Source organism: Streptosporangium sp. NPDC051022 (assembly GCF_040683035.1).
Classification (GTDB): Bacteria; Actinomycetota; Actinomycetes; order Streptosporangiales; family Streptosporangiaceae; genus Streptosporangium.
Genome location: NZ_JBFBCF010000001.1, coordinates 479,308 through 502,383, shown reverse-complemented (window position 1 = coordinate 502,383; position 23,076 = coordinate 479,308). Strand labels below are relative to the sequence as shown.

General features: G+C 71.1%; 23 protein-coding genes and 1 pseudogene. 17 read left to right on the top strand and 7 right to left on the bottom strand.

Annotation, left to right across the window (positions count from 1 at the left end):
• Nucleotides 1-30 precede the first annotated feature (30 nt).
• From AB0N02_RS02360 to AB0N02_RS02335, 6 genes are all read left to right on the top strand, one after another.
• Nucleotides 31-558 carry a helix-turn-helix transcriptional regulator gene (locus AB0N02_RS02360; RefSeq protein WP_363941670.1) on the top strand — a complete coding sequence of 176 codons (528 nt, stop codon included), beginning with the start codon at nt 31-33 and terminating at the stop codon, nt 556-558.
• Nucleotides 559-561: 3 nt separating this feature from the next.
• Entirely contained in the window at nt 562-996 is a 435-nt protein-coding gene (locus AB0N02_RS02355) for a hypothetical protein (protein WP_363941667.1), read from the top strand.
• 273 nt (nt 997-1,269) lie between these two features.
• On the top strand, nt 1,270-1,593 hold the full coding sequence (locus AB0N02_RS02350) for a DUF2516 family protein (RefSeq protein ID WP_363941665.1): 324 nt from the start codon (nt 1,270-1,272) through the stop codon (nt 1,591-1,593).
• A 40-nt stretch (nt 1,594-1,633) separates the two neighbouring features.
• The gene (locus AB0N02_RS02345) at nt 1,634-2,185 is read left to right on the top strand and encodes a GNAT family protein (RefSeq protein ID WP_363941663.1); all 552 of its coding nucleotides are present in this window, start codon (nt 1,634-1,636) and stop codon (nt 2,183-2,185) included.
• Nucleotides 2,186-2,378: 193 nt separating this feature from the next.
• Complete coding sequence (locus AB0N02_RS02340; RefSeq protein ID WP_363941660.1) at nt 2,379-2,987, top strand: TetR/AcrR family transcriptional regulator; 609 nt, start codon at nt 2,379-2,381, stop codon at nt 2,985-2,987.
• A gap of 113 nt (nt 2,988-3,100) precedes the next feature.
• Entirely contained in the window at nt 3,101-4,111 is a 1,011-nt protein-coding gene (locus AB0N02_RS02335) for an NAD-dependent epimerase/dehydratase family protein (RefSeq protein WP_363941658.1), read from the top strand.
• Here AB0N02_RS02335 and AB0N02_RS02330 read toward each other — a convergent pair.
• The gene (locus AB0N02_RS02330) at nt 4,071-4,703 is read right to left on the bottom strand and encodes an SGNH/GDSL hydrolase family protein (protein ID WP_363941656.1); all 633 of its coding nucleotides are present in this window, start codon (nt 4,701-4,703) and stop codon (nt 4,071-4,073) included. The genes AB0N02_RS02335 and AB0N02_RS02330 overlap by 41 nt on opposite strands.
• 123 nt (nt 4,704-4,826) lie before the next feature.
• Between AB0N02_RS02330 and AB0N02_RS02325 the strand changes: the two genes are divergently transcribed.
• Nucleotides 4,827-5,561 carry an alanyl-tRNA editing protein gene (locus tag AB0N02_RS02325; protein WP_363941654.1) on the top strand — a complete coding sequence of 245 codons (735 nt, stop codon included), beginning with the start codon at nt 4,827-4,829 and terminating at the stop codon, nt 5,559-5,561.
• Between the two features lie 474 nt (nt 5,562-6,035).
• On the opposite strand, the gene AB0N02_RS02320 is transcribed toward AB0N02_RS02325, so the two are convergent.
• Nucleotides 6,036-7,265: a neutral zinc metallopeptidase gene (locus AB0N02_RS02320; protein ID WP_363941652.1), complete on the bottom strand. Its 1,230-nt coding sequence runs from the start codon at nt 7,263-7,265 to the stop codon at nt 6,036-6,038.
• Nucleotides 7,266-7,398: 133 nt separating this feature from the next.
• Between AB0N02_RS02320 and AB0N02_RS02315 the strand changes: the two genes are divergently transcribed.
• From AB0N02_RS02315 to AB0N02_RS02295, 5 genes are all read left to right on the top strand, one after another.
• Complete coding sequence (locus AB0N02_RS02315; RefSeq protein WP_363941649.1) at nt 7,399-9,087, top strand: DUF2207 domain-containing protein; 1,689 nt, start codon at nt 7,399-7,401, stop codon at nt 9,085-9,087.
• A gap of 579 nt (nt 9,088-9,666) precedes the next feature.
• Nucleotides 9,667-10,485, top strand: a complete 819-nt coding sequence (erm, locus tag AB0N02_RS02310; RefSeq protein ID WP_363941647.1) for an ErmE/ErmH/ErmO/ErmR family 23S rRNA (adenine(2058)-N(6))-methyltransferase — start codon at nt 9,667-9,669, stop codon at nt 10,483-10,485.
• 283 nt (nt 10,486-10,768) lie between these two features.
• Nucleotides 10,769-11,326, top strand: a complete 558-nt coding sequence (locus tag AB0N02_RS02305) for a helix-turn-helix domain-containing protein (protein ID WP_363941644.1) — start codon at nt 10,769-10,771, stop codon at nt 11,324-11,326.
• Nucleotides 11,319-12,179 (top strand): SRPBCC domain-containing protein, encoded by an 861-nt coding sequence (locus AB0N02_RS02300; protein ID WP_363941642.1) that lies wholly within the window; start codon nt 11,319-11,321, stop codon nt 12,177-12,179. The genes AB0N02_RS02305 and AB0N02_RS02300 overlap by 8 nt, the downstream gene beginning before the upstream one ends.
• A gap of 257 nt (nt 12,180-12,436) precedes the next feature.
• Nucleotides 12,437-12,868, top strand: a complete 432-nt coding sequence (locus tag AB0N02_RS02295; RefSeq protein WP_363941639.1) for a hypothetical protein — start codon at nt 12,437-12,439, stop codon at nt 12,866-12,868.
• Between the two features lie 204 nt (nt 12,869-13,072).
• On the opposite strand, the gene AB0N02_RS02290 is transcribed toward AB0N02_RS02295, so the two are convergent.
• A complete protein-coding gene (locus AB0N02_RS02290) occupies nt 13,073-14,014 on the bottom strand; it encodes an asparaginase (protein ID WP_363941637.1) in 942 nt (313 codons plus the stop codon).
• Nucleotides 14,015-14,096: 82 nt separating this feature from the next.
• Here AB0N02_RS02290 and dtd point away from each other — a divergent pair, with 82 nt between their 5' ends.
• Together dtd and AB0N02_RS02280 are read left to right on the top strand one after the other, a co-directional pair.
• Nucleotides 14,097-14,522, top strand: coding sequence for a D-aminoacyl-tRNA deacylase (gene dtd, locus AB0N02_RS02285; protein ID WP_363941635.1), 426 nt, complete (start codon nt 14,097-14,099; stop codon nt 14,520-14,522).
• 225 nt (nt 14,523-14,747) lie between these two features.
• The gene (locus tag AB0N02_RS02280) at nt 14,748-15,605 is read left to right on the top strand and encodes a hypothetical protein (protein ID WP_363941633.1); all 858 of its coding nucleotides are present in this window, start codon (nt 14,748-14,750) and stop codon (nt 15,603-15,605) included.
• Between the two features lie 8 nt (nt 15,606-15,613).
• On the opposite strand, the gene AB0N02_RS02275 is transcribed toward AB0N02_RS02280, so the two are convergent.
• A complete protein-coding gene (locus tag AB0N02_RS02275; RefSeq protein ID WP_363941631.1) occupies nt 15,614-16,618 on the bottom strand; it encodes a glycine cleavage T C-terminal barrel domain-containing protein in 1,005 nt (334 codons plus the stop codon).
• Between the two features lie 19 nt (nt 16,619-16,637).
• Complete coding sequence (locus tag AB0N02_RS02270; RefSeq protein WP_363941628.1) at nt 16,638-17,051, bottom strand: Fur family transcriptional regulator; 414 nt, start codon at nt 17,049-17,051, stop codon at nt 16,638-16,640.
• A gap of 150 nt (nt 17,052-17,201) precedes the next feature.
• On the opposite strand from AB0N02_RS02270, the gene AB0N02_RS02265 reads away from it, so the two are divergent.
• Complete coding sequence (locus AB0N02_RS02265; protein WP_363941627.1) at nt 17,202-20,393, top strand: BTAD domain-containing putative transcriptional regulator; 3,192 nt, start codon at nt 17,202-17,204, stop codon at nt 20,391-20,393.
• A 31-nt stretch (nt 20,394-20,424) separates the two neighbouring features.
• Nucleotides 20,425-21,591, top strand: coding sequence for an FAD-dependent monooxygenase (locus AB0N02_RS02260; protein ID WP_363941625.1), 1,167 nt, complete (start codon nt 20,425-20,427; stop codon nt 21,589-21,591).
• A gap of 82 nt (nt 21,592-21,673) precedes the next feature.
• Here AB0N02_RS02260 and AB0N02_RS02255 read toward each other — a convergent pair whose 3' ends face one another.
• Together AB0N02_RS02255 and AB0N02_RS02250 are read right to left on the bottom strand one after the other, a co-directional pair.
• A complete protein-coding gene (locus AB0N02_RS02255) occupies nt 21,674-22,156 on the bottom strand; it encodes a UTRA domain-containing protein (RefSeq protein WP_363942494.1) in 483 nt (160 codons plus the stop codon).
• Between the two features lie 90 nt (nt 22,157-22,246).
• A pseudogene (locus AB0N02_RS02250) lies at nt 22,247-22,543 on the bottom strand (winged helix-turn-helix domain-containing protein); the annotation flags it as partial.
• Here AB0N02_RS02250 and AB0N02_RS02245 point away from each other — a divergent pair.
• Nucleotides 22,530-22,898: a hypothetical protein gene (locus AB0N02_RS02245; RefSeq protein ID WP_363942526.1), complete on the top strand. Its 369-nt coding sequence runs from the start codon at nt 22,530-22,532 to the stop codon at nt 22,896-22,898. The pseudogene AB0N02_RS02250 and the gene AB0N02_RS02245 overlap by 14 nt on opposite strands.
• The last annotated feature ends 178 nt before the right edge of the window (nt 22,899-23,076 follow it).

Sequence of the window (23,076 nt, the reverse complement as noted above, 5' to 3'; positions counted from 1 at the left end):
AACTGCAAGCATCGCGGGTAGACTGAGGGCATGGCACTACCGAAGGTCGGCTCGATCGGTGAGTACATCCGCGAGCAGCGCACGCACGCGAAGATCTCGCTGCGTCAGCTCGCCGCGGCCGCGGGGGTCTCCAACCCCTACCTCAGCCAGATCGAGCGTGGGCTGCGTAAGCCCAGCGCGGAGATCCTGAACCAGATCGCCAAGGGGCTGCACATCTCCTCGCAGGCGCTCTACATCCAGGCGGGTCTCATCGAGGAGCGCGAGCAGCACAGCGATGTGCTGGCCGCGATCAGGGCCGACCACCTCATCACCGAGCGTCAGCGCCAGGTGCTGATCGACATCTATGAGTCATTTCGCAAGGAGAACCGGGCCGAGGCCCCGGATGCGGACGCGCAAACCTCCCAGAACGCGCATTCCACACCGGAGCCCCGCGGGGGCGACGCGGGCTCCTCTCCACGCGAAGAGGCACCGCTGCCCGAGGCGTATCTCGCCGCGTTGAAGCCATACGCGGCTCCCTCGGAAAGCGGAAGCGTCACACCGGAATCCAAGGAAGGTTAACCCATGACTCTCACCACCGAAGTAAAGAAGCTGGCCGACTCCAAGCCGTTCTACGCCGTGGCGGGCGCGGGCGACCTCGCGGTCGAGAAGCTCCGCGAGCTGCCCGAGCAGATCCACAGGCTGCAGGGGCGCCGTGAGGAGATCCGCGAGGCCGCCCGGGAGCTGCCGGGGAGGGCCAAGAGGTTCGCGGGCAAGGCCGAGGACTACGCCAGGGACTTCCCCGGCAAGGCCCGCGGCTACGCCGACCAGTTCACCGTCAGGGCCGGCGAGCTGTACGAGCAGTTCGCCAGCCGGGGCCGCAAGGTCGTCTCCAAGGCGAGCGGCGAGGCCGCGCTGGAACTCGAGGAGGTCTCCGCGACCGCCGAGCCCGCGGTCGCGACCCAGACCACCAGGAAGAACTCTCGTTCTCCGAAGAGCGGCCCCGGCACGAAGGCCTGATCCGGGTCCGAGGGGCCACCCCTTTCGGGATCCGGGCCCTTCGCGGGTCCGAGCCTTCGAGGACCGGACCTTTCGAGGGCCGGACCCTTCGAGGGCTGGGCCTTTCGAGGATCCGGCGACAAGAGCCGTCCCGCCCCACCCCGGGACGGCTCCTCCGGATTCCCCCCGGGCGGATCCGGAGATGAACGGACACGAACCCGCAACGCAGGGGACTTTCGGCATTAGGGTGGACGCTGTCTGCAGGACGAGCATGGTGGAGCGACGATGATCTTCATGGGGCTGAACCTCATTTTCTGGGTTCTCAGCGTCATCGCCTTCGGCATGTCCGCCTGGGCGCTGATCCACTCGGCGCGCACACCCGCGCGCGCCTTCGCGGTCACCGGCAAGCAGACCAAGAAGCTCTGGCTGATCATCCTGTCGCTCGCGACGCTGTTCTCGTTCGCCTCGGCCGTGGGTTACTTCGGGGGCGGTCTCGGCCAGCTCAACTTCCTGACCATCGCCGCGGTCGTCGCCGCCGGGATCTACCTGGCCGACGTGAAGCCCGCGGTGAGCGAGGTCGGCAAGGGCGGCAACCACGGCCCCTACGGCCCCTGGTAATCGGGTTGCCCCGCCGGGCGTCAGCCGATAGACACGGGTGATGTTCGCCGACAAACCCACCCTGTACGGCAAGCGGGTGACACTCAGGCCCGTAGGCCCCGAGCACGCCGACGGCCTCTGGGAGCTCGTCAACGACCCGGAGACCGCCCGCCTCACGGGATCGCACGGAGAGTTCGACCGTACCGCGGCGGATATCTGGTACGGCTCGCGCGGCGACCACGACAACCGCCTCGACCTGGCGATCTGCACCTCCGACGACGACGAATACGTCGGCGAGGTGGTACTGAACGAGCTCGACGCGCACAACCTCTCCTGCAACCTGCGCATCGCCCTGGTCGGCCCCCGGGTGTTCGGCAGGGGCTACGGCACCGAGGCGATCCGGCTCGTGCTCGACCACGTCTTCACCACCACGGACCTGCACCGGATCGGCCTGGAGGTCTTCGCCTTCAACGACCGGGCCGCCCACGTGTACCGCAAGGTCGGCTTCGTCGAGGAGGGCGTGCGCCGCGACGCGCTGCGCTGGGACGGCCGCTGGCACGACGCGATCGTGATGGCGATCCTGGCCTCCGACTGGGCCGCCACAGGAAACTGACCCCAACTCCCGGCGCCCCACCGCACCACCACGAAAACCCAACGCCCACCCCCGACCCCGGCACCCGGCCCACGTTCTCCGGGCTTCGGGGCTTCGGGGCTTCGGGGCTTCGGGGCTCCGGGCAAGTGGAACGTACGGCGGAAGGTGACGTTCGTCCCTTGGCGGGGCGGTTAGCAAATGCTAACTTCGATCCGTGGCCGAAACCCTCTCCAAAGCCGAGTCGTTCCTGGCGGACGACCGGGATCCGCCGTCGAAACGGCGCATCCTGGTCGAGGCGCTGCGCCTGTTCGTCGAGCAGGGCGTCGACGGCACGACCGTGCGCGACATCTCCCGGGCTAGCGGCTACAGCAATCCCGCCCTGTTCAAGTTCTTCGCCTCAAAGGAGGAACTGGCCCTGCACCTGTTCGGCAGGTGCTACACCCACCTGGGCGAGCGGGCCTCGCTGGCCTGCGCCCCCGGACGGCCGTTCGGCGAGCGGCTCGGCTCGCTGATGCGGACCTTCGGCCAGATCCTGGAGGAGCAGCCGCAGGTGCTGCTCTACGTGCAGGACAACCTCCGCGTCTACTGGCCCCGGCTCACCGAGGCCGAGCGGGGGACGGCACTGATCGAGGTGCTGCGCGGCCTGCTCCGGGACGGGGTCGCGTCGGGGGAGGTCACCACGACGATCTCGATCGACCTGCTGGTGGCCGCGCTCTCCGGCACGGTCGCGCAGTACGCCCGGATGCGGCAGTTCGGCGAGCTGCCCCCGGGGACGGCGAGCTCCGTCCTGGAACCCCTGTTCATCCGCATGATCTCACCCTGATCACCCGGCGTCCCGCCCGCCCCCGTCAACCCGAGACCGTTCTCCGGCGCCCCCGCCGGGGTGTTTTTCCGCCCGTCGAGTTAGCAAATGCTAACCATCCCTTGGAGGAAGTCATGAAACTACTCGTCCTCGGTGCCGGAGGCTTCATCGGGCGCACCGCGATCCGCGAGGCGGCCGCCGCCGGCTGGCAGGTCGTCGGCCTGGTCAGGTCCGACGAGGCCGCCCTGCGGGTCGAGGAGGCCGGAGGGACCCCGCACCGCTTCTCCGTCACCGACCCGGCCACCTGGGCCGAGGCCGCCCGGGGAGCGCACGCGGTCATCGACCTCATCCAGCCGGGCCTGCCCGGCCGGGTGACCCGGCGGGCCATCCAGCGGATCAGCGCCACCCGGCAGGAGACCACCGCCGGGGTACTGCGGGCGCTGCGCTCCCTGCCCGCCGCCGAACGCCCCCTGCTGGTCTCGGTCAGCGGGCTCGACGACCTCGACCCGGGCGCCGGCCGTACGGTCTCGCACACCTCCGCACGACGTGCCGTACCCGTGGGATTCGCCCACATCGGGCTGCCGGTGCGGCGGATGATCGAGGAGGCGGGGGTGCCCGCCGTACACGTCTATCTGGGGAACATGGTCTACGGCCCCGGCAAGGGGTTCGGCGACCTGATCGTGCCGGGGCTGGCCAGACGGCGGATGCCGGTGCCGGGCACCGGGACCAACAGGCTGCCGATCATCCACGTGGAGGACGCCGCACGGGCGCTGGTCCACGTGGCGGGACTGCCCGGGGTCACCGGGCGGAGCTTCGTGGCCACCGACGGCACGGCCACGACGCTGGGCGAGCTGTTCGACGAGACCGCCAGGCTGCTCGGCGTGCCCGCGCCCATCAGACTGCCCCGGTGGCTGGCCGGGCCGTTCGCGGGTGAGATCGCCGTGCAGACCCTCACGCTGGACACCGCCGCCGACCCCTCGGCGCTGATGGAGACGGGCTTCGAGCTGCGCTACCCGTCCTTCCGGGAGGGGGTGGCCGCGACACTGGCGACACTGGCGACACTGGCGACGCTGTCGGCGGAGGCGCCGGGAACGGAGGCGGCCCTCACCCCTCAGACTCGGCGCCGTGCTCGCGCAGTGCCGTGACCAGCCAGCGGGCCAGCCGTGCGTGGCCCTGGAAGGTGGGGTGGACGCCGTCGCCCAGGATCGCCCCGCGCCCCCAGGCACGGCCGAGCGGATCCAGGAAGATCGCCCCCTCCTCGCCCGCGGCGACCGCGATGGCGTCCCTGACGCCGTAGGCCCAGCGGGGCGCCCGTCCCATCCAGATGGGGCCGACCACCACGACCCGCGTCTGCGGCCACCGGGACCGCACCACCCCCAGAAGGCGTTTGGCGGCCTGGTGCACCTTGCCGGGTGCGGTGCGGTCGTTGTGGCCGCCGGAGACGATCAGCAGGTCGGGGACGGGACGCCAGGAGAGCTCGTCGGTGAACGAGGTCTGGAACGTCCTGCGCACCCTGCCGGGATTGACGAAGCCCGTCCCCCGCGCGCCCGCGGTGACGAGCTGCCAGCCCAGCTCGCGCGCGGCCTGCGCGGCGTAGCTCTCCCACTGCCGCACCGGGCCGGAACCGACGGTGAAGCTGTCTCCGACGATCATGACCAGCGGAGCCCGGATCGGTCGGGTCTCGGGGGTGGCCGGTGGGTCCAGGACGGGCACGGGGATCGGGCCCGAACCGACCACCGCCCCACTGCTACATCCCGAAATAAGACAGGAAATCGCCATAAGGGCGGCGACCACGGATGCCCGGGGTCGTCGACGTACAGGCCCGCGCATGCCACCTCGGGGAGGTTCTAAGCTGCCGATATGAGCACCGATCTCCATGGGCGCACGCAGCGCCTCGAACTCGCCGACCAGAACCTGCGCTCCTTCGACGCGCTGGTCCTGGCCTCGTCACCCGAGGGGATCGTCTTGAGCAGGTCGGCATTCTATCCGGGTGGCGGCGGCCAGCCCGCAGATCACGGAGTTCTCATCTGGCAGGGGGTCGAGACCCGCATCGCCGGGGCGCGCAAAGGCGACGAGCTCTACCTGATCCCTGCGGAGGGCGATCCGGTTCCCCCGCCGGGAACGACCGTGCGGGCCGCGGTCGCCGACGAGCGGCGCTCGGCGCTGATGCGGACCCACTCGGCGCTGCACGTGCTGTGCGGAGTGGTCTTCCGTGACTTCGGCGCCCTCGTCACGGGCGGGAACATGGAGGAGCTGACCGCGCGCATGGACTTCAACCTGCCCGAGATACCGCCCGGCTTCAAGGAGTCCGTCGAGGCCGCCTGCAACGCAGAGGTCACCGCCGACCGCAGGATCGACGTCCGGGTGCTCCCCCGCGCCGAGGCCTTCGCCATCCCCGACATCATCAGGACCGCCACGAACCTGGTCCCCGAGACCGTCGAGGAGGTCCGAATCATCGACATCGTCGGCCTCGACTGCCAGGCGGACGGCGGCACCCACGTCGCCTCGACCAAGCAGATCGGGCGCATCCGGGTGGCCAAGATCGAGAGCAAGGGCAGGGGCTTCCGCCGGCTCCGCATCGAGGTGGGGAGCTGACGGCCGGAAGACCGGCGAACACGGCCCCGGCACCGGAAACGCGCCCCGGAAACCGGGAGACACGGTCCGGAAACCGGGAGACACGGTCCGGGAAGCGGGGTCACGGCCCTGGAAACCCGGAGGCGCGGACCGAGAACCGGGGTCACGGCCCTCGAAACCCGGAGGCGTGGGCCGGGGAACGCGGAGCCGGCGACGGCGCGCGGAGCCTGTGCCGGCTCCGCGGCCGCCTCGGCGACGACGGGGACGGATGGCGTGACGGCGGAGCCTCCCCCAGGCCATGACCGGTCACGCGCCCCATTCGGTGGAGCGAAAGCGCCATGCACGTCTTTCTCCCGAACGCCGGTGAACCCTCGTCGACCCCCGACTCGACCAGCTTGGACCTGCCCGGCCCCCACCGGTCCCCGATTCGACGAATCTGAAAGTGTCCCGGCGAGCGGATCGGAGGCGGGGGTCAGCTCACGTAGGAGACGGGGGTCAGCTCACGTAGGAGGCGGGAACGCTCCAGGTGTTGCAGTAGCCGACCCTGGCGTACTTCCAGCCCTGCTGCAGCCAGCCCGCGTAGTGGTCGCCGTTGCCGTGGTCCTTCCTGCCCAGGCCGTTCTGGTCGTCGCCCCGGCTGTACTCCATCTCCAGTACGGCCTGCCAGCGCGCGGAGGTGACGCCGAGCGGGATCCGGACGGTACGGACGAAGACCCCGGCCAGGCACTGTGCCTGTAGCTCGGAGCGGCGGGAGTGGGCGTCCTGGGCGGCCTTGGACTTGTCCGAGACCTCCCACCACCAGGCGGAACCGATGCCGGCCATGGCCTGCACGTGGTGACCGTACTCGTGGGAGAGCACGGACAGGTAGGGCACGTGGTTCTCCGCGGGGTCGATCCGGCCGGTCTGCTGGACGAGGTGGTTCAGGCCGATGTACATGCCCCGGTTGGACGGGCAGTAGTAGGCCGCGGCGCCCGAGGCCGGGTAGGTCCCGCAGGGGCCCCGCCCCGGACGGGTCCAGTAGACCCGGCGCGGCGCCAGGAAGACCGCTCCCGCCTGGGAGAACTTCCCCGCCCAGGCCCGGTCGAGGCACCCGGTCACGGCGTTGAGGTAGCCGAGCATGTCTCCCGGCTGGGTCGAGGGCTGAGGGGCGCGGCAGACGGTCGGGCGCATGAGGCCGGTGCCGTACAGCGGGTTGCGCTTCAACCTGGCGGTGGTGTCGGAGCGCTGCATGTAGCGCAGGTCGACGCCCGTGCTCTGGCGGGCCCGCGCGCCCGCCCGGACCGTTTCACCGCCCGCCTCACCGGCACGGGCCTCCTCAACGCCCACCTCACCCTCGCGAACGGCCTTGCCACCGCGAGCCGTCACGCCGCCCCGGGCCGTCTCCGCACCCCGGGCCGTCTCGGTACCGCGTGCCGTCTCCGTACTCCGGGTCGTCTCACCGCGGCGGGCCGTCCCACCGCGGCGGGAGACCGGCGCCGTCCTGGAGTCGCCCGTCGGGCCGAGCTGGAGTTTCGACGGCGGCCTGAAGCTGGGCGGGGAGACCTGGGTGCCCTCCACGGGGGCCGGTTGGGTGTTCTCGGTCGCCACCGGGCCACTTTCTGGAGTAGCCGGAACCTCGCCCTCGTCGCCGCCCACCAAGCCGGCGATCACCACGACCGCCGTGAACGTCATGGCGAGAACACCGAAGACACCGAAGGCCAGGGGACTGGATCCGCGTGGGCGCATGCGACCGCCTCTCCAAACAGTGGATCTCCGGGCGGCAATCTAGCGGATATCGACACATAGTCGTTTATCGACCGAAAAATACGGAAGGGGGGTGGCCATCACACGCCGGTGGTTATCGGTAGGCTCCCGGGCCATGGCGGGATCCCTATTGCACCGAGCGGCCGAAGGCCTGCGGCGAACGGCCGGAAGCGTGGCCGCGGCCGCCACCTTCGCGCTGGCCCTGAGCGCCTCTCCGGCCCTCGCGGCCGGTACGGCGAGCACCTCGTCGGCCGCGGCAGGCAAGATCACGAACGACACGCTCGAACTCGAGCTGCGGCAGGACGGCGTGCTGCACGTCAAGGAGACCGTCACGTTCGAGGGCGACCCGCCCACCCGGAAGCTGGTCGACCGGACGCGCTACGACGACGGCAACGACCGGCTCTACCAGGTCGTCAACTTCAAGGGCGACGGCACGTTGACCGGCGACTCGATCACGCTGACCGGCACGGACACCGCCAAGCTGGAGTACGACGTCAAGGGCGCGGTGACCCCACTGGGCGACATCCAGGAGCTGCGGTGGTACGCCGCGGGCGGCTGGTCGGTCCCCGTCACCCTGGCCAAGGTCAAGGTGACGGGTCCCGCCCAGCTCCAGAACCTGTCCTGCTTCGCCGGGGTGCTGGCCTCGGCGATCGGCTGCACCACCGCCTCACCGGACCACACGGGGGTCGAGGCGGAGTTCGAGCAGCAGGAGCTGGGCCCGGACGAGGTCCTCACGGTGATCATCGGGTATCCGGCGAACGCGACCAAGGGCGCCCCCGTCCTGGAGCGCCGCTTCGAGCTGGCCAACGCCTTCACCCTGAACACCGTGACCGGGGGCGCCCTGGCCGGCCTGCTGGTCCTGATGCTCGGCGGCCTCGGCCTGCTGTACTGGACGCGGGGCCGCGACGCCCGCGTGGTCGGCCACGAGTCGGGGTCGCTCAGCGGGGTCGAGAACGGCCACTTCGCCCCGCCGGACGGCGTACGACCCGGCCAGATCGGCACGCTCATGGACGAGCAGGCCGACGTGATCGACGTGACCGCCACGATCGTGGACCTGGCGGTGCGGGGCTACATCAGGATCGACGAGCAGCCCCGGCAGGCCTACGACGCCCCCGACTGGACGCTGGTGCGGCTGGCCGGCCTCCCGGCCGACGCGCTGCTCCCCTACGAGCGCGCCCTCTACGACGCCATCTTCGACGGCCGCGACTCGGTCCTGCTGTCCCAGCTGCAGGGGGCGTTCGGCGCCAAGCTCGGCAAGGTCCGCGACGCGCTCTACCGTGACGTGGTCACGCAGGGCTGGTTCGCCCGCCGCCCCGACACCGTCCGCACCCGCTGGACGACCCTCGGCGTGCTGCTCACCGTGGCCGGGGTCCTCGGCACCGTCGCCCTGGCCTGGTTCACCACGTACGGCCTGCTCGGCCTGGCCGTGATCATCGCCGGAGCCGCCCTGGCCGTCGGCGGGCAGTACATGCCGGCCAAAACCGCGAAGGGCGCCGGCGCCCTCGCCCACACGCTGGGCTTCCGGGAGTATCTCGCCTCCGGCGACATCGGCGGCGACATCCCGCCCGCCCAGCGGGTCGAGCTGTTCTCCCGGTACCTGCCCTATGCCGTGATCTTCGACAGCGTGGACCGCTGGGCCCGCGTGGTCTCCTCGGTCACCGGCAACGGCACGCAGGCCGACAACCTGTACTGGTACCACGGCCCGGCGGAGTGGGACCTGTCGAAGTTCGGCGACTCGATGCGGACGTTCACCATGACGACCTCGGGCGCGATCTCCTCGACCCGCCAGTTCCGCTCGCTCTGAGACTCTCCCCGGAGCTCACCCGCCGGGGCGCCTCCCCCACCAGCCGTCCGGCACCCCCACAGCTCACCCACTCGCCCCGGCCCCCGCAACACCCCCAGCACCTCACCACCCCGACGCCGCACCACCCCCGAGCCGCACCACCGTCCCCAGCACCTCACCACCCCGGGGCCGCACCACTCCCGGCGCCGCACCGCCATCCCCGGGGCGTATGCGAGGCATCCCATGGCGCCGGTACGGCGAGCGGTGGCGCGGCCCCGACCGGCGCCGGTGAGCTGTGCGCACCCCGTGGAGGTCAGTGGACGCCCGTGGAGGTCGGTGGACGCCCGTGGACGTCCGTACCCGAAGCAACCGGCCCGGCCACACCGTCCCGCAGGTCGGCGGAAAATCGTTTGTTCCCCCCGCATCCCTTTTCCTAGCATGAGCAGCATGTCGCTCGTCTGTCACACACCGCAGCTCGTCTTCCGTCCCCGCCGTGGCCCGGTCCAGGGCCGGTAGAGACGGAGAGGGAAACCCGCTTTTCTCTGCGCGTGCCCCGGGCCTTCCGAGACCACTTCATCTCGGACCCGAAGGGGCAACACTGTGGCGCGCTCGTTCGCTCACGGAAATCATTCACACACCCAGAACAAGATCAAGAACAGTGGTGGCAGAACCGGCCGTGACCAGGCCAGGCGTACTCTGTCGCAGAACTTCATGGTCGATCCGGACGCCGTCGCCCGGGTCGTCGAGGCCGCGGGCCCGCACGACCTGGTCCTGGAGCCCGGCGCGGGAGAGGGAGTCCTGACCAGGGCACTGGCCGAGACCTGCGGCCGGGTGGTCGGCTACGAGGTCGATCCGCTGCTGGCCGGGAAGCTGGCCGCCCGTACCCGGGACGACTCCCGGATCCGGATCGTCCGGGGGGACTTCCTCGCCGCCCACGCGCCGCGCGAGCCGTTCGCGGTCGTCGGGAACATCCCCTACTCGGTCACCTCGAAGATCGTCGACTGGTGCCTGCGGGCGCCCACGCTCACCTCGGCCACCCTGACCGTCCAGCTGGAGTACGCCCGCAAACGGACCGGCGACTTCGGCAGGTGGAGCATGCTGACCGTGGGGACCTGGCCGTGGTACAGCTGGGAACTGCTCGACCGGCTCGACCGTGCGGTCTTCCGGCCGATTCCCGCGGTCGACTCGGCCATCCTGCGGATCGAACGCCGGGCCCAGACGCCCGACCTGCCCGGATACCGGGATTTCGTCGATTACGGCTTCACCGGCCTGGGCGGTTCCCTGCACGCGACCATGCGGTCGCGTTACCCCGCCACCCGGGTCGACGCGGCCTTCACCGCCGCCGGCGTCGCCCCGGACACGGTCGTCGCGTACGTCCACCCGGACCGGTGGCCGATCCTGTTCGAACACCTCGCGTGACCCTCCGGAAGGTCCCGTGTGACCTTTCCGCGAGGTTCCGTACGACCCGTCGGCGAGGGGGCGTGTCACCCGGCTCCCTCGCCCCGGGTGGTGGTCGGCAACGGCCCGCGGGCCCGGACCCACCTGCCCGTCACCGGCTCGGGGCTCGGGCTGGTGGGCATGCGTGAGCGGGTCGCGCCGTTCGGCGGCGGATCCACCCTCCCCGGGACGCCCGTCCCCGTCGTGGATCATGCCGGGGACGCCATTGACAAAGACTATTTTTACATACAAACTCGTTTTTGCAATGAGAGACGTCCTGTATCTGGAGCAGATCGAGCAGGCCGAGGCACTGCTCAAGCCGCAGCGCATCGAAGTGCTGCGGCAACTCGCCGAGCCACGCACCTGCACCGAGATCGCGGCACGGCTCGACCAGACCCCACAGCGGGTCTACTACCACGTCAAACGCCTGGTCGACGCCGGACTGGTCGACCAGGTCTCCGAGCGCAAGGTGCGCGGCATCCACGAGGGGATCTACCAGGCCAGAGCCCACTCCTACTGGCTCTCGCCCCGCCTGGTCGGCCGGATCGGCCTGCGCAAGGCGCAGGACGAGCTGAGCCTGGGCTACCTGCTGGACCTCATGGAAGAGGTCCAGGCGGACATAGCCGCCCTCGACCGGACCGCGCCGGAACTGCCGTCGGTCGGTGTCTCCGGAGTGATCCGGGTGCCCCCGGAGCGTCGCGCGCAGTTCATGGACGACCTTCAGAGCACGCTGCAGGACCTGTTCACCCGCTACGGCGGCGCGGAGGGCGACGCCTTCAAGCTCGCCGTCGCCTGTTACCCCCAGGGAGAAGACCGTGACTGAACCGTTGAAGCTGCACGCCCGCGTCCAGGCACCCCTCAAGAGGGTCCACCACGCCCTGACCGACGCCGGGGAGCTGCGCGTCTGGCTGGCCGAGCACGCCGAGGTCGACCTGCCGCACCGATACGGTTTCTGGGGCCGCAACACCCCCGAGGGCGAGTCGCCCCAGCAGCGCCCGCTGCACGTCGACGACCGTACGCTGCGCTTCTCCTGGCTGCTCGACGGTGTGGAGACCACGACCGAGTTCACCCTGGAGGAGGAGGGGCCCGACGCGACCCTCATGACGCTGTCGCAGAGCCACTTCGACTTCCAGGACGTGGTGACGGGCGCCAGCATCCGCGGTGTGCTGCAGACGTTCTGGGCGCTCGCGATGGCGAACCTGGTCGACCACCTGGAAGGGCGCGAGCTCACCGGCACGTGCGACTTCACCTCCCCGCGCCTGGAGGCGGAGACGTTCATCGGCGCCTCCCCCGAGGAGGTTTACGACTCCCTCATCGACTCGGAGAAGGTCAGCAGGTGGTTCGGCTACCCCGTCGGGATCGAGCCGCACGTCGGCGGCCGTTTCGCGATGGGCGGCTTTGACAGCGGCCATGCCGCGAAGATCATCGACCTGGAGCCCGGGCGCAGGATGTCCGTCGACTGGGCGGAAGGCGGCATCTCCACCTGGGAGCTGGAGGAGTCGAACGGCAGGACGCGGCTCACCTTCGTGCAGAGCGGATTCGACACGGGGCGTCCGCCGTACAGTGCCTGGCTGGGGTGGCTCAGCGGCCTGGCCGAGCTGCGCCGCTTCCACGAGCTGGACGACTGGCGTCCGATCTGGCTCGACGGTCAGCAGGTGTCCGGAGAGACCGTCTGACACGCCGGACCGGCCGCCCGACGGACGGAGCCGCCCGGCGAACGGGGCCGCCCGGCGGACAAGGCCGCCCCGGCGAACGGGTGCCCCAGTGCACGGGGGCGCCCCGGCGGGCGGGGAAGACCACCCGGGCAAACAGGGAGATAAGGACAGCCCGCCAGCAGACTCCCCGACGTTCAAGAAACAGCCGCTATGCGGATGAACTGCGCAAACGGCGGGAAGAAGCATGATTCCGGCTCCATCGACCATTGTGAGCGCTCATGAGGATCATGGTTCGTCCGCACCAGTTTCCGGCCCGGCTCGCCGCAGGTGCGTTCATCCTGAACGCCGGGCTCACCATGGCCTCCGCGGGCGCGGAAAACGCCGCCGGCATCCATGGAATGGCCGCCAAGGCGTACCCGTTCCTGAAGGACCTCGACTCTGAGGACTTCGCGCGGTGGCTGGCGAGGGCACAGATCGCCGTCGGCGCGTCCCTGCTGATCCCGGTGGTGCCGTCGCTGCTGGCGGGCGCCGCCCTCACCGCCCTCGCCGGGGGCCTGGTCGGCCTCTACCTGAGGACGCCCGGCATGCGGCGAGAGGGGAGCCTGCGCCCGACCCAGGAGGGACTCAGCCTCGCCAAGGACGTCTGGCTGCTGGGCATCGGCACGGGCCTCGTGCTCGAAGAGATCTCCTGTTCCTGCTCCCGATCCTGATCCGCACCAGACGGGGCCCGCGTTGGGAAAAGGCCTCCACCCGCGTTGGGACTCGGCTCCTCGCCCGCGTTCGGCGCGGACGAACCCCATCCAGCACGGGCGGACCCGCTCAGCACAGACGAACCCACGCAGAGCGAACGAATCCGCTCAGAACAGGCGGACCCGCTCAGTGTGGGCGGACCCGCTCAGTGCGAACGAATCCGCTCAGCGCAGACGGATCTCGCCGACCGGACGGCCTCCGCCGAGCAGGACGCCGGCCGCGAGTTCCTCCAGTTCCACCGCCTCGAAGCCGAGGCTGCGAAGGGCGGCGACGGTGACCGGGGTCCGGGCCCGGTAACCGCCGTCCTCGATCTTGACGGTTCCGGCGCGGCCGTCGGCGTGGGCGAAGGCGTCGAACGCCTCGGCTCCGGCCTTGAGCATCAGGCCGGGGATCGCCCGCATCAGCCGGGCCTCGGGCCGGGCCGTACCGGACGTCCACTCGGGATTGCCGCGGAAGGCGTCGGCGATGCGGCGTTCGAAGGTGCCGGGCTCCGCCTGGACGAAGGCGCGGAACGCCCGGGTCACGCCCACCATCGACACGAAGAACAGCGGGGCGCCACAGCCGTCGACGCCCGTGGCGGCGACGCGTTCACGGGTCAGCTCCTCGACCGTGTCGCGGATGATCCTCTGCAGCGGGTGCGAGGGCTCCAGGTAGGTCTCCAGCGGCCAGTCGTTGATCACACAGGTGGCCAGCATCGCCGAGTGCTTGCCCGAGCAGTTCATGTAGATCCGGGCGGGCCCGCCCCCCGAGCGCAGCACCTCGTCGCGGGAGGCGGTGTTCTCCGGCAGGTCCTCCGGGCAGCGCAGCGCGCTCTCGTCCACTCCCGCCTGGGCGAGGATCCTCCTGGCGCCGTCCACGTGGAACGGCTCGCCCGCGTGGCTGGCGCACGCCAGCGCGAGCAGTTCCCCGTCGAGGGACAGCCCGGCGCGCATCATGCCGAGCGCCTGCAGCGGCTTCATGGACGAACGGGGGGAGGCCAGGGCGTCCACCGCGCCGTGCACCCGCACCGGGGAACCGGCCGCGTCGACGGCCAGCATGCGCGCCCGGTGCGTGGACTCCACGAACCCCGAGCGGACGACCTCGACGACCAACGACTCAGCAGACACCTTTGTCTCCTTTTGCGGGTTTTTCATGAAGGGCGGGATCCAGGTTTTCACGACGGTGGGGAGAGCCGGGATGATGGGGTGCATGCGTGCGGTCGTACAGCGGGTGAGCTCCGCCTCGGTGAAGGTCGACGGAAAGACGGTCGGGGCGATCGACGAGCCCGGACTGCTGGTGCTGGTCGGGGTGACCCACACCGACACCCCCGCGGAGGCGGCCAAGCTCGCCGCCAAGCTCTGGGGCCTGCGGATCCTGTCCGGCGAGAAGTCCTGCTCGGACGTCGGCGCCCCGCTGCTCGTGGTCAGCCAGTTCACCCTGTACGGCGACGCCCGCAAGGGCCGCCGCCCCACCTGGCAGGCCGCGGCGCCGGGCCCGGTCGCCGAACCGCTGGTCGAGGCCGTCTGCGCCGAGTTGCGCCGGCTGGGCGCGCACGTGGAGACCGGGGTCTTCGGCGCGGACATGAAGGTGGGACTGACCAACGACGGCCCGATCACGTTGATCCTGGAGATCTGACCGGCCCCGGACCGTCCCCCGAAGGCCCGGCCGACACCGGACCGATCGAAGGCCTGACCGGCACCGGACCGGCCGGAGGCCCGGTCGGCGCCGAGCCATACCCGTCAAAGTTCTGGAAACGGTGAAAAACGGGCTTCTCCCACGGTGATCCGCTAGGGTCCGCTTGCCCGTGATGAGTCATCCGTCGACGGGTCGTCAGGAAAGCCGCTACCCATGGGGAGGGTCATGCGCACCCGCATCTTCACGTTCGTCACCACGTCCGTCGCCGCCACAGCGCTGGTCGCCGCGGCGGGACCGGTGACCGGCGCACAGGCCGCGACCGCGGCCGAGAGCGGCGTGCGAGCCGCCTGGCCCGCGGTCAGCGCCTACCACGGCGTCACCTCGGAGCAGCAGACCGAACGCTTCACCGCGCTGCGGGACCAGGGCTACCGGCCGATCACCTTCGCGGTGGACAACGCGTCCTCGCCTCGCTACGGCGCGGTCTGGGTCAAGGACTCCGGCCCGGCCTGGGCGATGATCCAGGGCATGTCGTCCAGCGGCTACCAGAAGCGCTTCGACGAATATCTCGCCAAGGGTTACCGCCCGACGACGGTGAGCGCCAGCGGTTCCGGAGGCGACGCCGTCTTCGCCGCGATCTTCGAGAAGGTGCCCGGCAAGTTCTTCGCCAAGCACAACATCGGCACCGCCCAGTTCACCGCCGCCAGCGCCGACGCGGCCAGGCGGGGCTACATCCTGACGTCCGTCAACGTCTACGGCACCGCGAGCGACCCGCGCTACGTCGCCGTCTGGTCGCAGAGCTCACAGCCCTGGTCCGTCACCGCCGGCAAGACCTCCGCCGAGCACCAGGCGGAGTTCGACGCCCGCACCAAGCGGGGCGAGAAGACCGCCCTGGTCTCGGTCGGCCCCGGCGGCACCTACACGGCCGTCTGGGTCAAGGACAGCGGCCCCACCTGGTACGAGTACACCGGCATGAGCGCGAGCGGGTACCAGAAGCGCTTCGACGAGCTGAAGGCCAAGGGCTTCTTCCCCGCCCGGCTGGACGTGGAGGAGGGCTCCTACACCGCCATCTGGGCGAAGGGCTGACCCGCGCCTCAGCGGATGCGGCGGCGCAGCGAGGGATCGATCTGGACGTTGCGCCCCGCGTCCGGCGGCACGACGACCTCCTGGGAGGCGGCGACCTCCCCGGCGCTCAGCGTGGCGTCCACCGGAACCGTCCGCTTGACCACGGCCAGCGCGATCGGGCCGAGCTCGTGGTGCCGGGCGGAGCTGCCGACGAAACCGACCTCGACGCCGTCGTGCAGGACCGGGGCGCCGTGCCCCGGCAGGGTGTCGGCGCTGCCGTCCAGGTGCAGGAAGACCAGGCGGCGCGGAGGGTGGCCGAGGTTGTGGACCCGGGCCACGGTCTCCTGGCCCTTGTAGCAGCCCTTGCTCAGGTGCAGGGCCGTGCCGATCCAGCCGACCTCGTGCGGGATGGTCTTGTGGTCGGTCTCGAAGCCCAGGCGCGGGCGGTGGTCCTCGATCCGCAGCGCCTCGTAGGCCCAGAGCCCGGCGAGCCGCAGACCACCGAGGCGCCCGGCCAGCAGGTCACGCGGGAGCAGCACGTCGTCGCCGACGAGGATCGCCCCCTCGGGGAGGGTGAACCGTGCGCCGTCGTCCCCCGAAACCACCGAGACCACCGAGACCACCGCGTAGCCGGAGGTCACGTCGGCGACCTCGACCCGGAGCATGAACCGCATCTTGTCCAGGAACGCCACCAGCTCGGCCGCCGTGCCCGGCTCCACGTGCGCCCACACGGCCTCGCCGTCGTCGACGAGCGTGAGGTGGTGCTCGACCCTGCCTTGGGCGTCCAGCAGCAGCGTCTGGGTGGCCTGACCCGGTTTGAGATCGTCGAGTTTCTGCGAGCTCAGGCTGTTGAGCCAGCTCAGCCTGTCGGGCCCGGAGATCCGTACGACCTCGCGGTTGCTCCGGTCGACCATCGCCTCACCGGTCAGAAAGGCGCGCTGCTCGGCGAAGGGGTCGCCGTAGTGTCCGGCGACGTCGGCGTCGGGAGTCTCGGCCGCGACCGCGCCGGGAGTGTCCAGCAGAGGGCTTCGCATGGCTCAAGCCTACGAGGCCTCAGCGGCACTTGCGGCAGCGGCCGAACACAGTGAGATGGTGCACGTTGACGGCGAACCCGAGCTCCTCGTCGAGCTTGGCGGCGAAGTCGGCGACCAGCTCGGGGCGGGCCTCGCCGATCTCCCCGCACTCGTGGCAGACCAGGTGCACGTGGTCGGCGTCGGCGGCCAGGTGGTAGGTGGGCGCGCCGTGCCCGAGATGGTTGTGGGTGACCATGCCGAGCTCCTCGAGGAGCTCCAGGGTCCGGTAGACGGTCGAGATGTTGACCCCGCGAGCGGTCTCGCGCACCCGGACGCAGATCTCCTCCGGGGTGGCGTGCTCAAGGGCCTTGACCGCCTCAAGCACCAGCTGGCGTTGGGGGGTGACCCGGTAACCGCGTGCCCGCAGTTGTTCGTGCCACGACGTCTCGGTCATGACCAGAGTCTACGAGCATCAGGAGGGCGATGGAGATCGTCGGAGCATCGAAACCGGCATATAGGTATGGAACGGCAAATACCACATGTCGCCCCCTCCGTCTGACTAGCGGATACCCGGCATCCGACGCTCATGCGGAACAATCAACACATGCGGTTCGGCGTTCTCGGCCCCCTGGAGGTGCACTCCCCCTCCGGTGAGACGATCCCCGTCGGCGGCCCCAGGCCGCGCGCCCTGCTCGTGATGCTGCTGCTGGAGACGGGCCGGGTGGTCGCCGTCGAACGGCTCGTCGACGGCCAGTACGGCGACAGCCCCCCGGCCGGTGCCGTCAACGCGATCCAGGCCCAGGTGTCGCGGCTGCGCCGTACGCTGCCCGCGGGGCTGGTCGAGTTCCACGGGACCGGCTACCGGCTCGCGGCCGACCCCGACGACGTCGACGCCCACCGGTTCGAACGGCTCGCCCGCGAGGGGCGGCGGCTGCTGGCCGCGGAACGGCACGCCGCCGCCGCGGTCCCGCTGCGCGAGGCGCTCGGCCTGTGGCGGGGTCCGGCACTGGCCGACCTGCCCTTCGGGCGGGCGCAGGTGGCGCGGCTCGACGAGCTGAGACTGGCGGCGACCGAGGATCTCGTCGAGGCGGAGCTGGTCCTCTCCGAGGGCAGTCCGGTCGCCGAGCTGCGGCGGCTGGTCGCCGCCCACCCCCTCAGGGAACGGCTCAGCGGGCAGCTGATGCGCGCCCTGCACGCCGCCGGGCGGCAGGCCGAGGCGCTGGCGGTGTTCGACGAGGTCAGAGGCCGGCTCGCCGAGGAGCTCGGCGCCGACCCCTCCCCCGAGCTGGCCGCGACCCACCTGGCGATCCTGCGCGCCGAGGAGCCCGCCCCGCCTCCCCGGCAGGGGCTCACGGCCCAGCTCAGCAGCTTCGTCGGGCGCGAGGCGGAGCTGGCCCGGCTGGAGGAGCTGCGCGACTCCCGGCTGGTGACGATCGTCGGGCCCGGCGGCACCGGCAAGACCCGGCTGGCGATCGAGGCGGCCGGACGCGGGCCACGCGAGGTGTGCTTCATCGACCTGTCCCCGCTCGACCCCTCACTCGACGGCGACTCCTCACTCGGCGGAGGCGGCTCACTCGGCGGGGGCAGCCAGGTGCCCCGGGCGGTGCTCGGCGCGCTCGGGCTGCGCGAGGGCGGGCCGCGGTCGCCCTACGCCCACGATCCGGCCGCGCGCCTGGTCACCGCGCTCGCCGGGCAGGAACCGCTGCTCGTCCTCGACAACTGCGAGCACGTGATCACCGACGTCGCCGCGCTGGTCCGCAGGCTGCTGGGCGAGTGCCCCGGGCTGAGCGTCCTGGCCACCAGCCGCGAACCCCTCGGCATCACCGGCGAGACACTGGTACCGCTGGCGCCGCTGGCCACCCCGCCGCAGGGCTCCTCGCCGTCCGCCGCGCTCGGCTATCCGGCGGTACGGCTGTTCGCCGACCGGGCGGCGGCCGTACGGCAGGCGTTCGAGGTCGGACCGGACAACGTGGAGACGGTCGTCCGGATCTGCTCGGAGCTGGACGGCCTGCCGCTGGCCATCGAGCTGGCGGCGGCGCGGCTGCGGTCGTTCACCGTCGAGGAGATCGCCACCCGCCTGGCCGAGCACGGCCGGTTCCGGCTGCTGTCCCGGGGCGACCGTACGGCCGCCGCCCGGCACCGCACCCTGCGCGCGGTGGTCGAGTGGAGCTGGGACCTGCTCACCCCGGACGAGCAGGCCCTGGCCCGGCGGTTCACCGTGTTCGCGGCGGGTGCCTCGCTGGAGGCGGTCGAGGCGGTCTGCGACACGAACGACACGGCCGACACAGCCGACGCAGCCGACACAGCTGACACAGCTGACACAGCCGGGCTGCTGGCCGACCTGGTGGACAAGTCGCTGGTGGAGACCGACGGCGACCGGTACCGGATGTTCGACACGATCCGGCTGTTCTGCGCGGAACGGCTGGCCGAGGAGTCCGGGGAGGCCGAGCGCGTACGGGGCCGCCACGCCCGCCACTTTCTCGACCTGGCTCGACGCGCCGACCCCCACCTGCGCCGGGCCGAGCAGCTGGAGTGGCTGGCCCGGCTCTCCGCCGAGCAGGACAACCTGGCGGCGGCGCTGCGCTGGGCCGTACGGAACGACCGGGAGACGGCGCTGCGGATGATGGCCGCGCTGGCGACGTACTGGTGGCTGAGCGGGCGGCGCAGCCAGGCCGGGGAGGCGGCGGCCGAGTTGCTCGCGGGGATCGGCGACCCTCCCGAGGGGCTGGAGGAGGAGTACGTCATGTGCGTGGTCCACGCCGTGCCCCGGGCGCTGCCGGAACACTGGCAACGGGCCGAGGCCGTCGTGCGGGCGATGGACCGGCCGCCGCGGTATCCGTTCACCGTGGCGCTGTGGGGTATGGCCGCCGGGCCGCCGGAGTCCGAGATCCACTCCCTGCCCGGCACCGATCCGTGGTTCCGATCCCTGGAATGGCTGGGCAGGGCCCTGCTGACGATGTTCCGGGGCGATCCCGCCGAAGCCGAACGGGGACTGCGGGAGGCTCTGGCCGGGTTCCGTTCTCTGGGAGAGCGCTGGGGAACGGCCCAGGGACTCGACTGGCTGGCGCTGATCGCGAGCTGGCGCGGGGAGTGGGCACGCGCCCGCGACCTGTGGGGGGAGGCGTTGGAGCTGTTCGAGGAGTTCGGCGCCCCGGAGGAGAGCGCGGACGTGCTCGTGCGCCGGGCCGCGGGACTGACGCGCGGGGGCGATCTGGTCGCCGCCGCGGCCGACTACCGGCGGGCGGCGAAGCTGGCCCAGCGGACCGGCCAGCCGGACGTGCCCGCCCTGGCCTGCCTGGGTCTGGGGGAGATCGCACGGTTCGAGGGCGACCTCGCCGAGGCCCGCCGCGGGCTCGAAACGGCGCTGCGGGCCTGCGAGGCCGGTCCCTTCGGAGCCGGGGGAGCGCGCACCCGGGTGCTCGTCGCGCTGGGGCGGCTGGCTGCGGCCGAGGGCGACATCGCCGAGGCACGTCTCCGCCATCACCAGGCGCTGGCCGCGGCTCACGGGTCGCGGGCCGCCTACGACCTCGCCGCCGCGGCCGAGGGCCAGGCGGAGGCCGTACTGCTGGACGGCTCGGGGAGACGGGCGGCGCTGCTGCTCGGCGTGGCGGTGGCACTGCGCGGGACGGCCGTGGCCGGTGACCGCGACGTCGCCCGGACCGCCGCCGGTGCCCGCGACCTCATCGGCCCCGAGGCGTTCGCGTCGGCGTTCTCCCTCGGGGCCGCGATGTGCCGTGACGAGGCGCTGACAACGCTCGGCGACGAGGATCGGCGGCTGTCAGCCGACGGTCGGTGAGCTGTCAGCGGCTCCCGCGAGGCTTCCGGACATGAAGAACACCACGGTCCTCATCTCCGGCGCGAGCATCGCCGGGCCCGCCCTCGCCTACTGGCTGAGCCGCTCGGGCTGCACCGTCACCGTCGTGGAGAAGGCGCCCGCCCTCCGCGCGGGCGGCCAGGCCGTCGACTTCAAGGGCGCCACCCACCGCACCGTGCTGGAGCGCATGGGAATCCTCCAGGACGTACGGCGGCTCCAGACCGGCGGAGCCGACGGGGAGATCGTCGACGCGAACGGCAGGCGGCTGGCGGTCATGCCGGGCGAGTTCACCGGCGGCGACGTCGAGATCCTCCGGGGCGACCTGTCCGCGCTGCTGTACGAGCGGACGGCGGATGCCTGCGAATACGTCTTCGGCGACTCCATCACCTCGCTGACCGAGACGGCGGGCGGCGTGCACGTCACCTTCGAACGCGGCGCGCCGCGCACCTTCGACCTCGTGGTCGGCGCCGACGGCATCCACTCCAACGTACGGCGCCTGGCCTTCGGCCCCGAGTCCGACTACGTGCGCTTCCTGGGGTACTACTACGCGCTGGCCGACCTCGGCGTGGACCACGACCGCGGGATGTACAACGAGCCCGGCCGGATGGCGGCGCTGGGCGGTCCCAAGGCGCCCGCGTTCTTCGTCTTCGCCTCCGAAGAGCTCGACTACGACCGCTACGACACCGACCAGCACAAGCGGATCCTGGCCGACGCCTACCGGGGCATGGGCTGGAAGGTCCCCGAGCTCATGGCCAGGCTGCCGCGGGCACGCGAGCTGTACCTCGACTCCATCAGCCGCGTCGAGATCGACCACTACGCCAGGGGCAGGGTGGTGCTGCTCGGCGACTCCGCCTACGGCAACACCCTGGGCGGCTTCGGCACCGGGCTGGCCATCGTGGGGGCGTACGTGCTGGCCGGGGAGCTGGCGGCGGCCGACGGCGACCACCGGGTGGCGTTCCGGGGGTACGAGGAGGCGTTCCGCGGCTACGCCAAGATCGCCAGGCAGGGCGGCGCGGGCGCCTTCCTCGCCCCGCCCACCCCGGGCAGGATCAGGATGCGCAACCGGATGTTCAAGTACAGGCTCCTGCTGCGCGCCCTGCTGTGGATGACGGACAGGTTCGCCACCGACATCACCCTCAAGGACTACCCCGAACTCACCACTCTCCCGACCGCCGGATAGCCCCTCCCGCCCTCACACCGGATCACCGGCCTCGCGTCGAGTTCAGGCGACATCGGCCCCGGCGCCTTTGGCCCGGGGCCTGTCAGCTTTCGGCGACGGGTCCCGAGTAGCCGAGCCGGGTCGTCTCCGCGGGTACCACGATGTCCGCCACCTCCACGGGCTGCCCCTCCGCGAGGTAGGTCCGATCGATCGTCAGCACGATCGTCCCCGGCGCGATCCCGAGAGCCTTCGCCTCGTGCGGCTCCGCGACACGGGCACCGACGTTCTCAACCCAGTCATCCACGATGACACCGATCTCGGCCATGCGATGGGTGACGCCTTGACCGGCGAGGGGACCGTCCTCCGGCCACGCGATGACGGTGCCTTTCGTAAGAGCGAGCGGCTCGTAGGAGTCGGACAGCATCCAGGGCTCGCCATCAGCGGTGAACACGTAGCGGGTGTGCATCACATCAGGCAGATCGTCGCCCGGCTCACCGAGGGCCAGTCTGCCGCGCACTTCCGGCGACGCCTGCTCGGTCGCCGACTCGTACCGCCATTCGCCGCTGCGTCCCTGCTGCGTCAACATGTCGGCTCTGAAGGGCGAACCGGATCTCCGCTCCCGGTGCCACGAGCGGACCAGCCGTCGCACCACGGGACGGTCACGGACGTAGACCCCGGCGCCCGGACGGGAGACGACGTGGCCTTCCGCCGAGAGAAGGCGAATGGCCTCCCGTACGACTCCCTCAGCCACACCGTGCTCGGCGGCCAGATCCTGACGTGCGGGAAGGCGAGTTCCAGCCGACAGATCTCCTGTGACGATTTGTTGCCGAATGTGTGCAGCGAGTTGAAGATATCGGGGCTGATCCACGCCACCAGCTTGACAGCCGGATATCCGACTCGCAAGCTGTACATACGAATAGCGAGCCGGATAGCCGGATCGCCTTCCTTTTGGTGGTGAGATGGCAACGTTCATGCAGGATTACCCTCCCCTCCTCGGCAGCATCGAGATGGCGGTATCGCATGTCCGCAAGATCGTCGCCGTGCATCAGCCCGCCCGCGTCGACGACGCCGAAGCGATCGTCAGAGCCCTGATGGGTGATGCCCTCACCCGTACCGGTCCGAACGAGAACATCAGCATGATCACAATGGCGGATCCCGGCCGGATCCGGTTCGAGGTGCACGATCCGAACACCTCCGTTCCCGGCGCTTATCCCGATCCCGACGCCCACCGGATCGCCTCGGCCCGAGCCGACCGGTACGGCTCCCGCAGAACGCGCGACGGACACATGTACTGGGCCGAACTGCACGGACAGGGAGCGCACCCGTGATCCGCCCTGTCAACGCCCCGGCAACCCCCGGCCCGGAGACCCCGACCGGCGGACAGGCACAGGGGTTCCCGGCCGCACCGAACCACCAGCTGCTGATCGTCCAACACCACAGCGGCTGCGGTCACCCGCGCCGATGAACCATCACCCGGCCGTCCCGGAAGGTGCGGCGGCGGCCGGG

Excerpts from the sequence above, each read along its gene's own strand:
- AB0N02_RS02360 (WP_363941670.1), top strand. The coding sequence starts at position 31 with ATGGCACTACCGAAGGTCGGCTCGATCGGTGAGTACATCCGCGAGCAG.
- AB0N02_RS02355 (WP_363941667.1), top strand. The coding sequence starts at position 562 with ATGACTCTCACCACCGAAGTAAAGAAGCTGGCCGACTCCAAGCCGTTC.
- AB0N02_RS02350 (WP_363941665.1), top strand. The coding sequence starts at position 1,270 with ATGGGGCTGAACCTCATTTTCTGGGTTCTCAGCGTCATCGCCTTCGGC.
- AB0N02_RS02345 (WP_363941663.1), top strand. The coding sequence starts at position 1,634 with ATGTTCGCCGACAAACCCACCCTGTACGGCAAGCGGGTGACACTCAGG.
- AB0N02_RS02335 (WP_363941658.1), top strand. The coding sequence starts at position 3,101 with ATGAAACTACTCGTCCTCGGTGCCGGAGGCTTCATCGGGCGCACCGCG.
- AB0N02_RS02325 (WP_363941654.1), top strand. The coding sequence starts at position 4,827 with ATGAGCACCGATCTCCATGGGCGCACGCAGCGCCTCGAACTCGCCGAC.
- AB0N02_RS02320 (WP_363941652.1), bottom strand. The coding sequence starts at position 7,265 with ATGCGCCCACGCGGATCCAGTCCCCTGGCCTTCGGTGTCTTCGGTGTT.
- AB0N02_RS02315 (WP_363941649.1), top strand. The coding sequence starts at position 7,399 with ATGGCGGGATCCCTATTGCACCGAGCGGCCGAAGGCCTGCGGCGAACG.
- AB0N02_RS02305 (WP_363941644.1), top strand. The coding sequence starts at position 10,769 with ATGAGAGACGTCCTGTATCTGGAGCAGATCGAGCAGGCCGAGGCACTG.
- AB0N02_RS02295 (WP_363941639.1), top strand. The coding sequence starts at position 12,437 with ATGAGGATCATGGTTCGTCCGCACCAGTTTCCGGCCCGGCTCGCCGCA.
- dtd (WP_363941635.1), top strand. The coding sequence starts at position 14,097 with ATGCGTGCGGTCGTACAGCGGGTGAGCTCCGCCTCGGTGAAGGTCGAC.
- AB0N02_RS02280 (WP_363941633.1), top strand. The coding sequence starts at position 14,748 with ATGCGCACCCGCATCTTCACGTTCGTCACCACGTCCGTCGCCGCCACA.
- AB0N02_RS02275 (WP_363941631.1), bottom strand. The coding sequence starts at position 16,618 with ATGCGAAGCCCTCTGCTGGACACTCCCGGCGCGGTCGCGGCCGAGACT.
- AB0N02_RS02270 (WP_363941628.1), bottom strand. The coding sequence starts at position 17,051 with ATGACCGAGACGTCGTGGCACGAACAACTGCGGGCACGCGGTTACCGG.
- AB0N02_RS02265 (WP_363941627.1), top strand. The coding sequence starts at position 17,202 with ATGCGGTTCGGCGTTCTCGGCCCCCTGGAGGTGCACTCCCCCTCCGGT.
- AB0N02_RS02260 (WP_363941625.1), top strand. The coding sequence starts at position 20,425 with ATGAAGAACACCACGGTCCTCATCTCCGGCGCGAGCATCGCCGGGCCC.
- AB0N02_RS02255 (WP_363942494.1), bottom strand. The coding sequence starts at position 22,156 with ATGTTGACGCAGCAGGGACGCAGCGGCGAATGGCGGTACGAGTCGGCG.
- AB0N02_RS02245 (WP_363942526.1), top strand. The coding sequence starts at position 22,530 with ATGGCAACGTTCATGCAGGATTACCCTCCCCTCCTCGGCAGCATCGAG.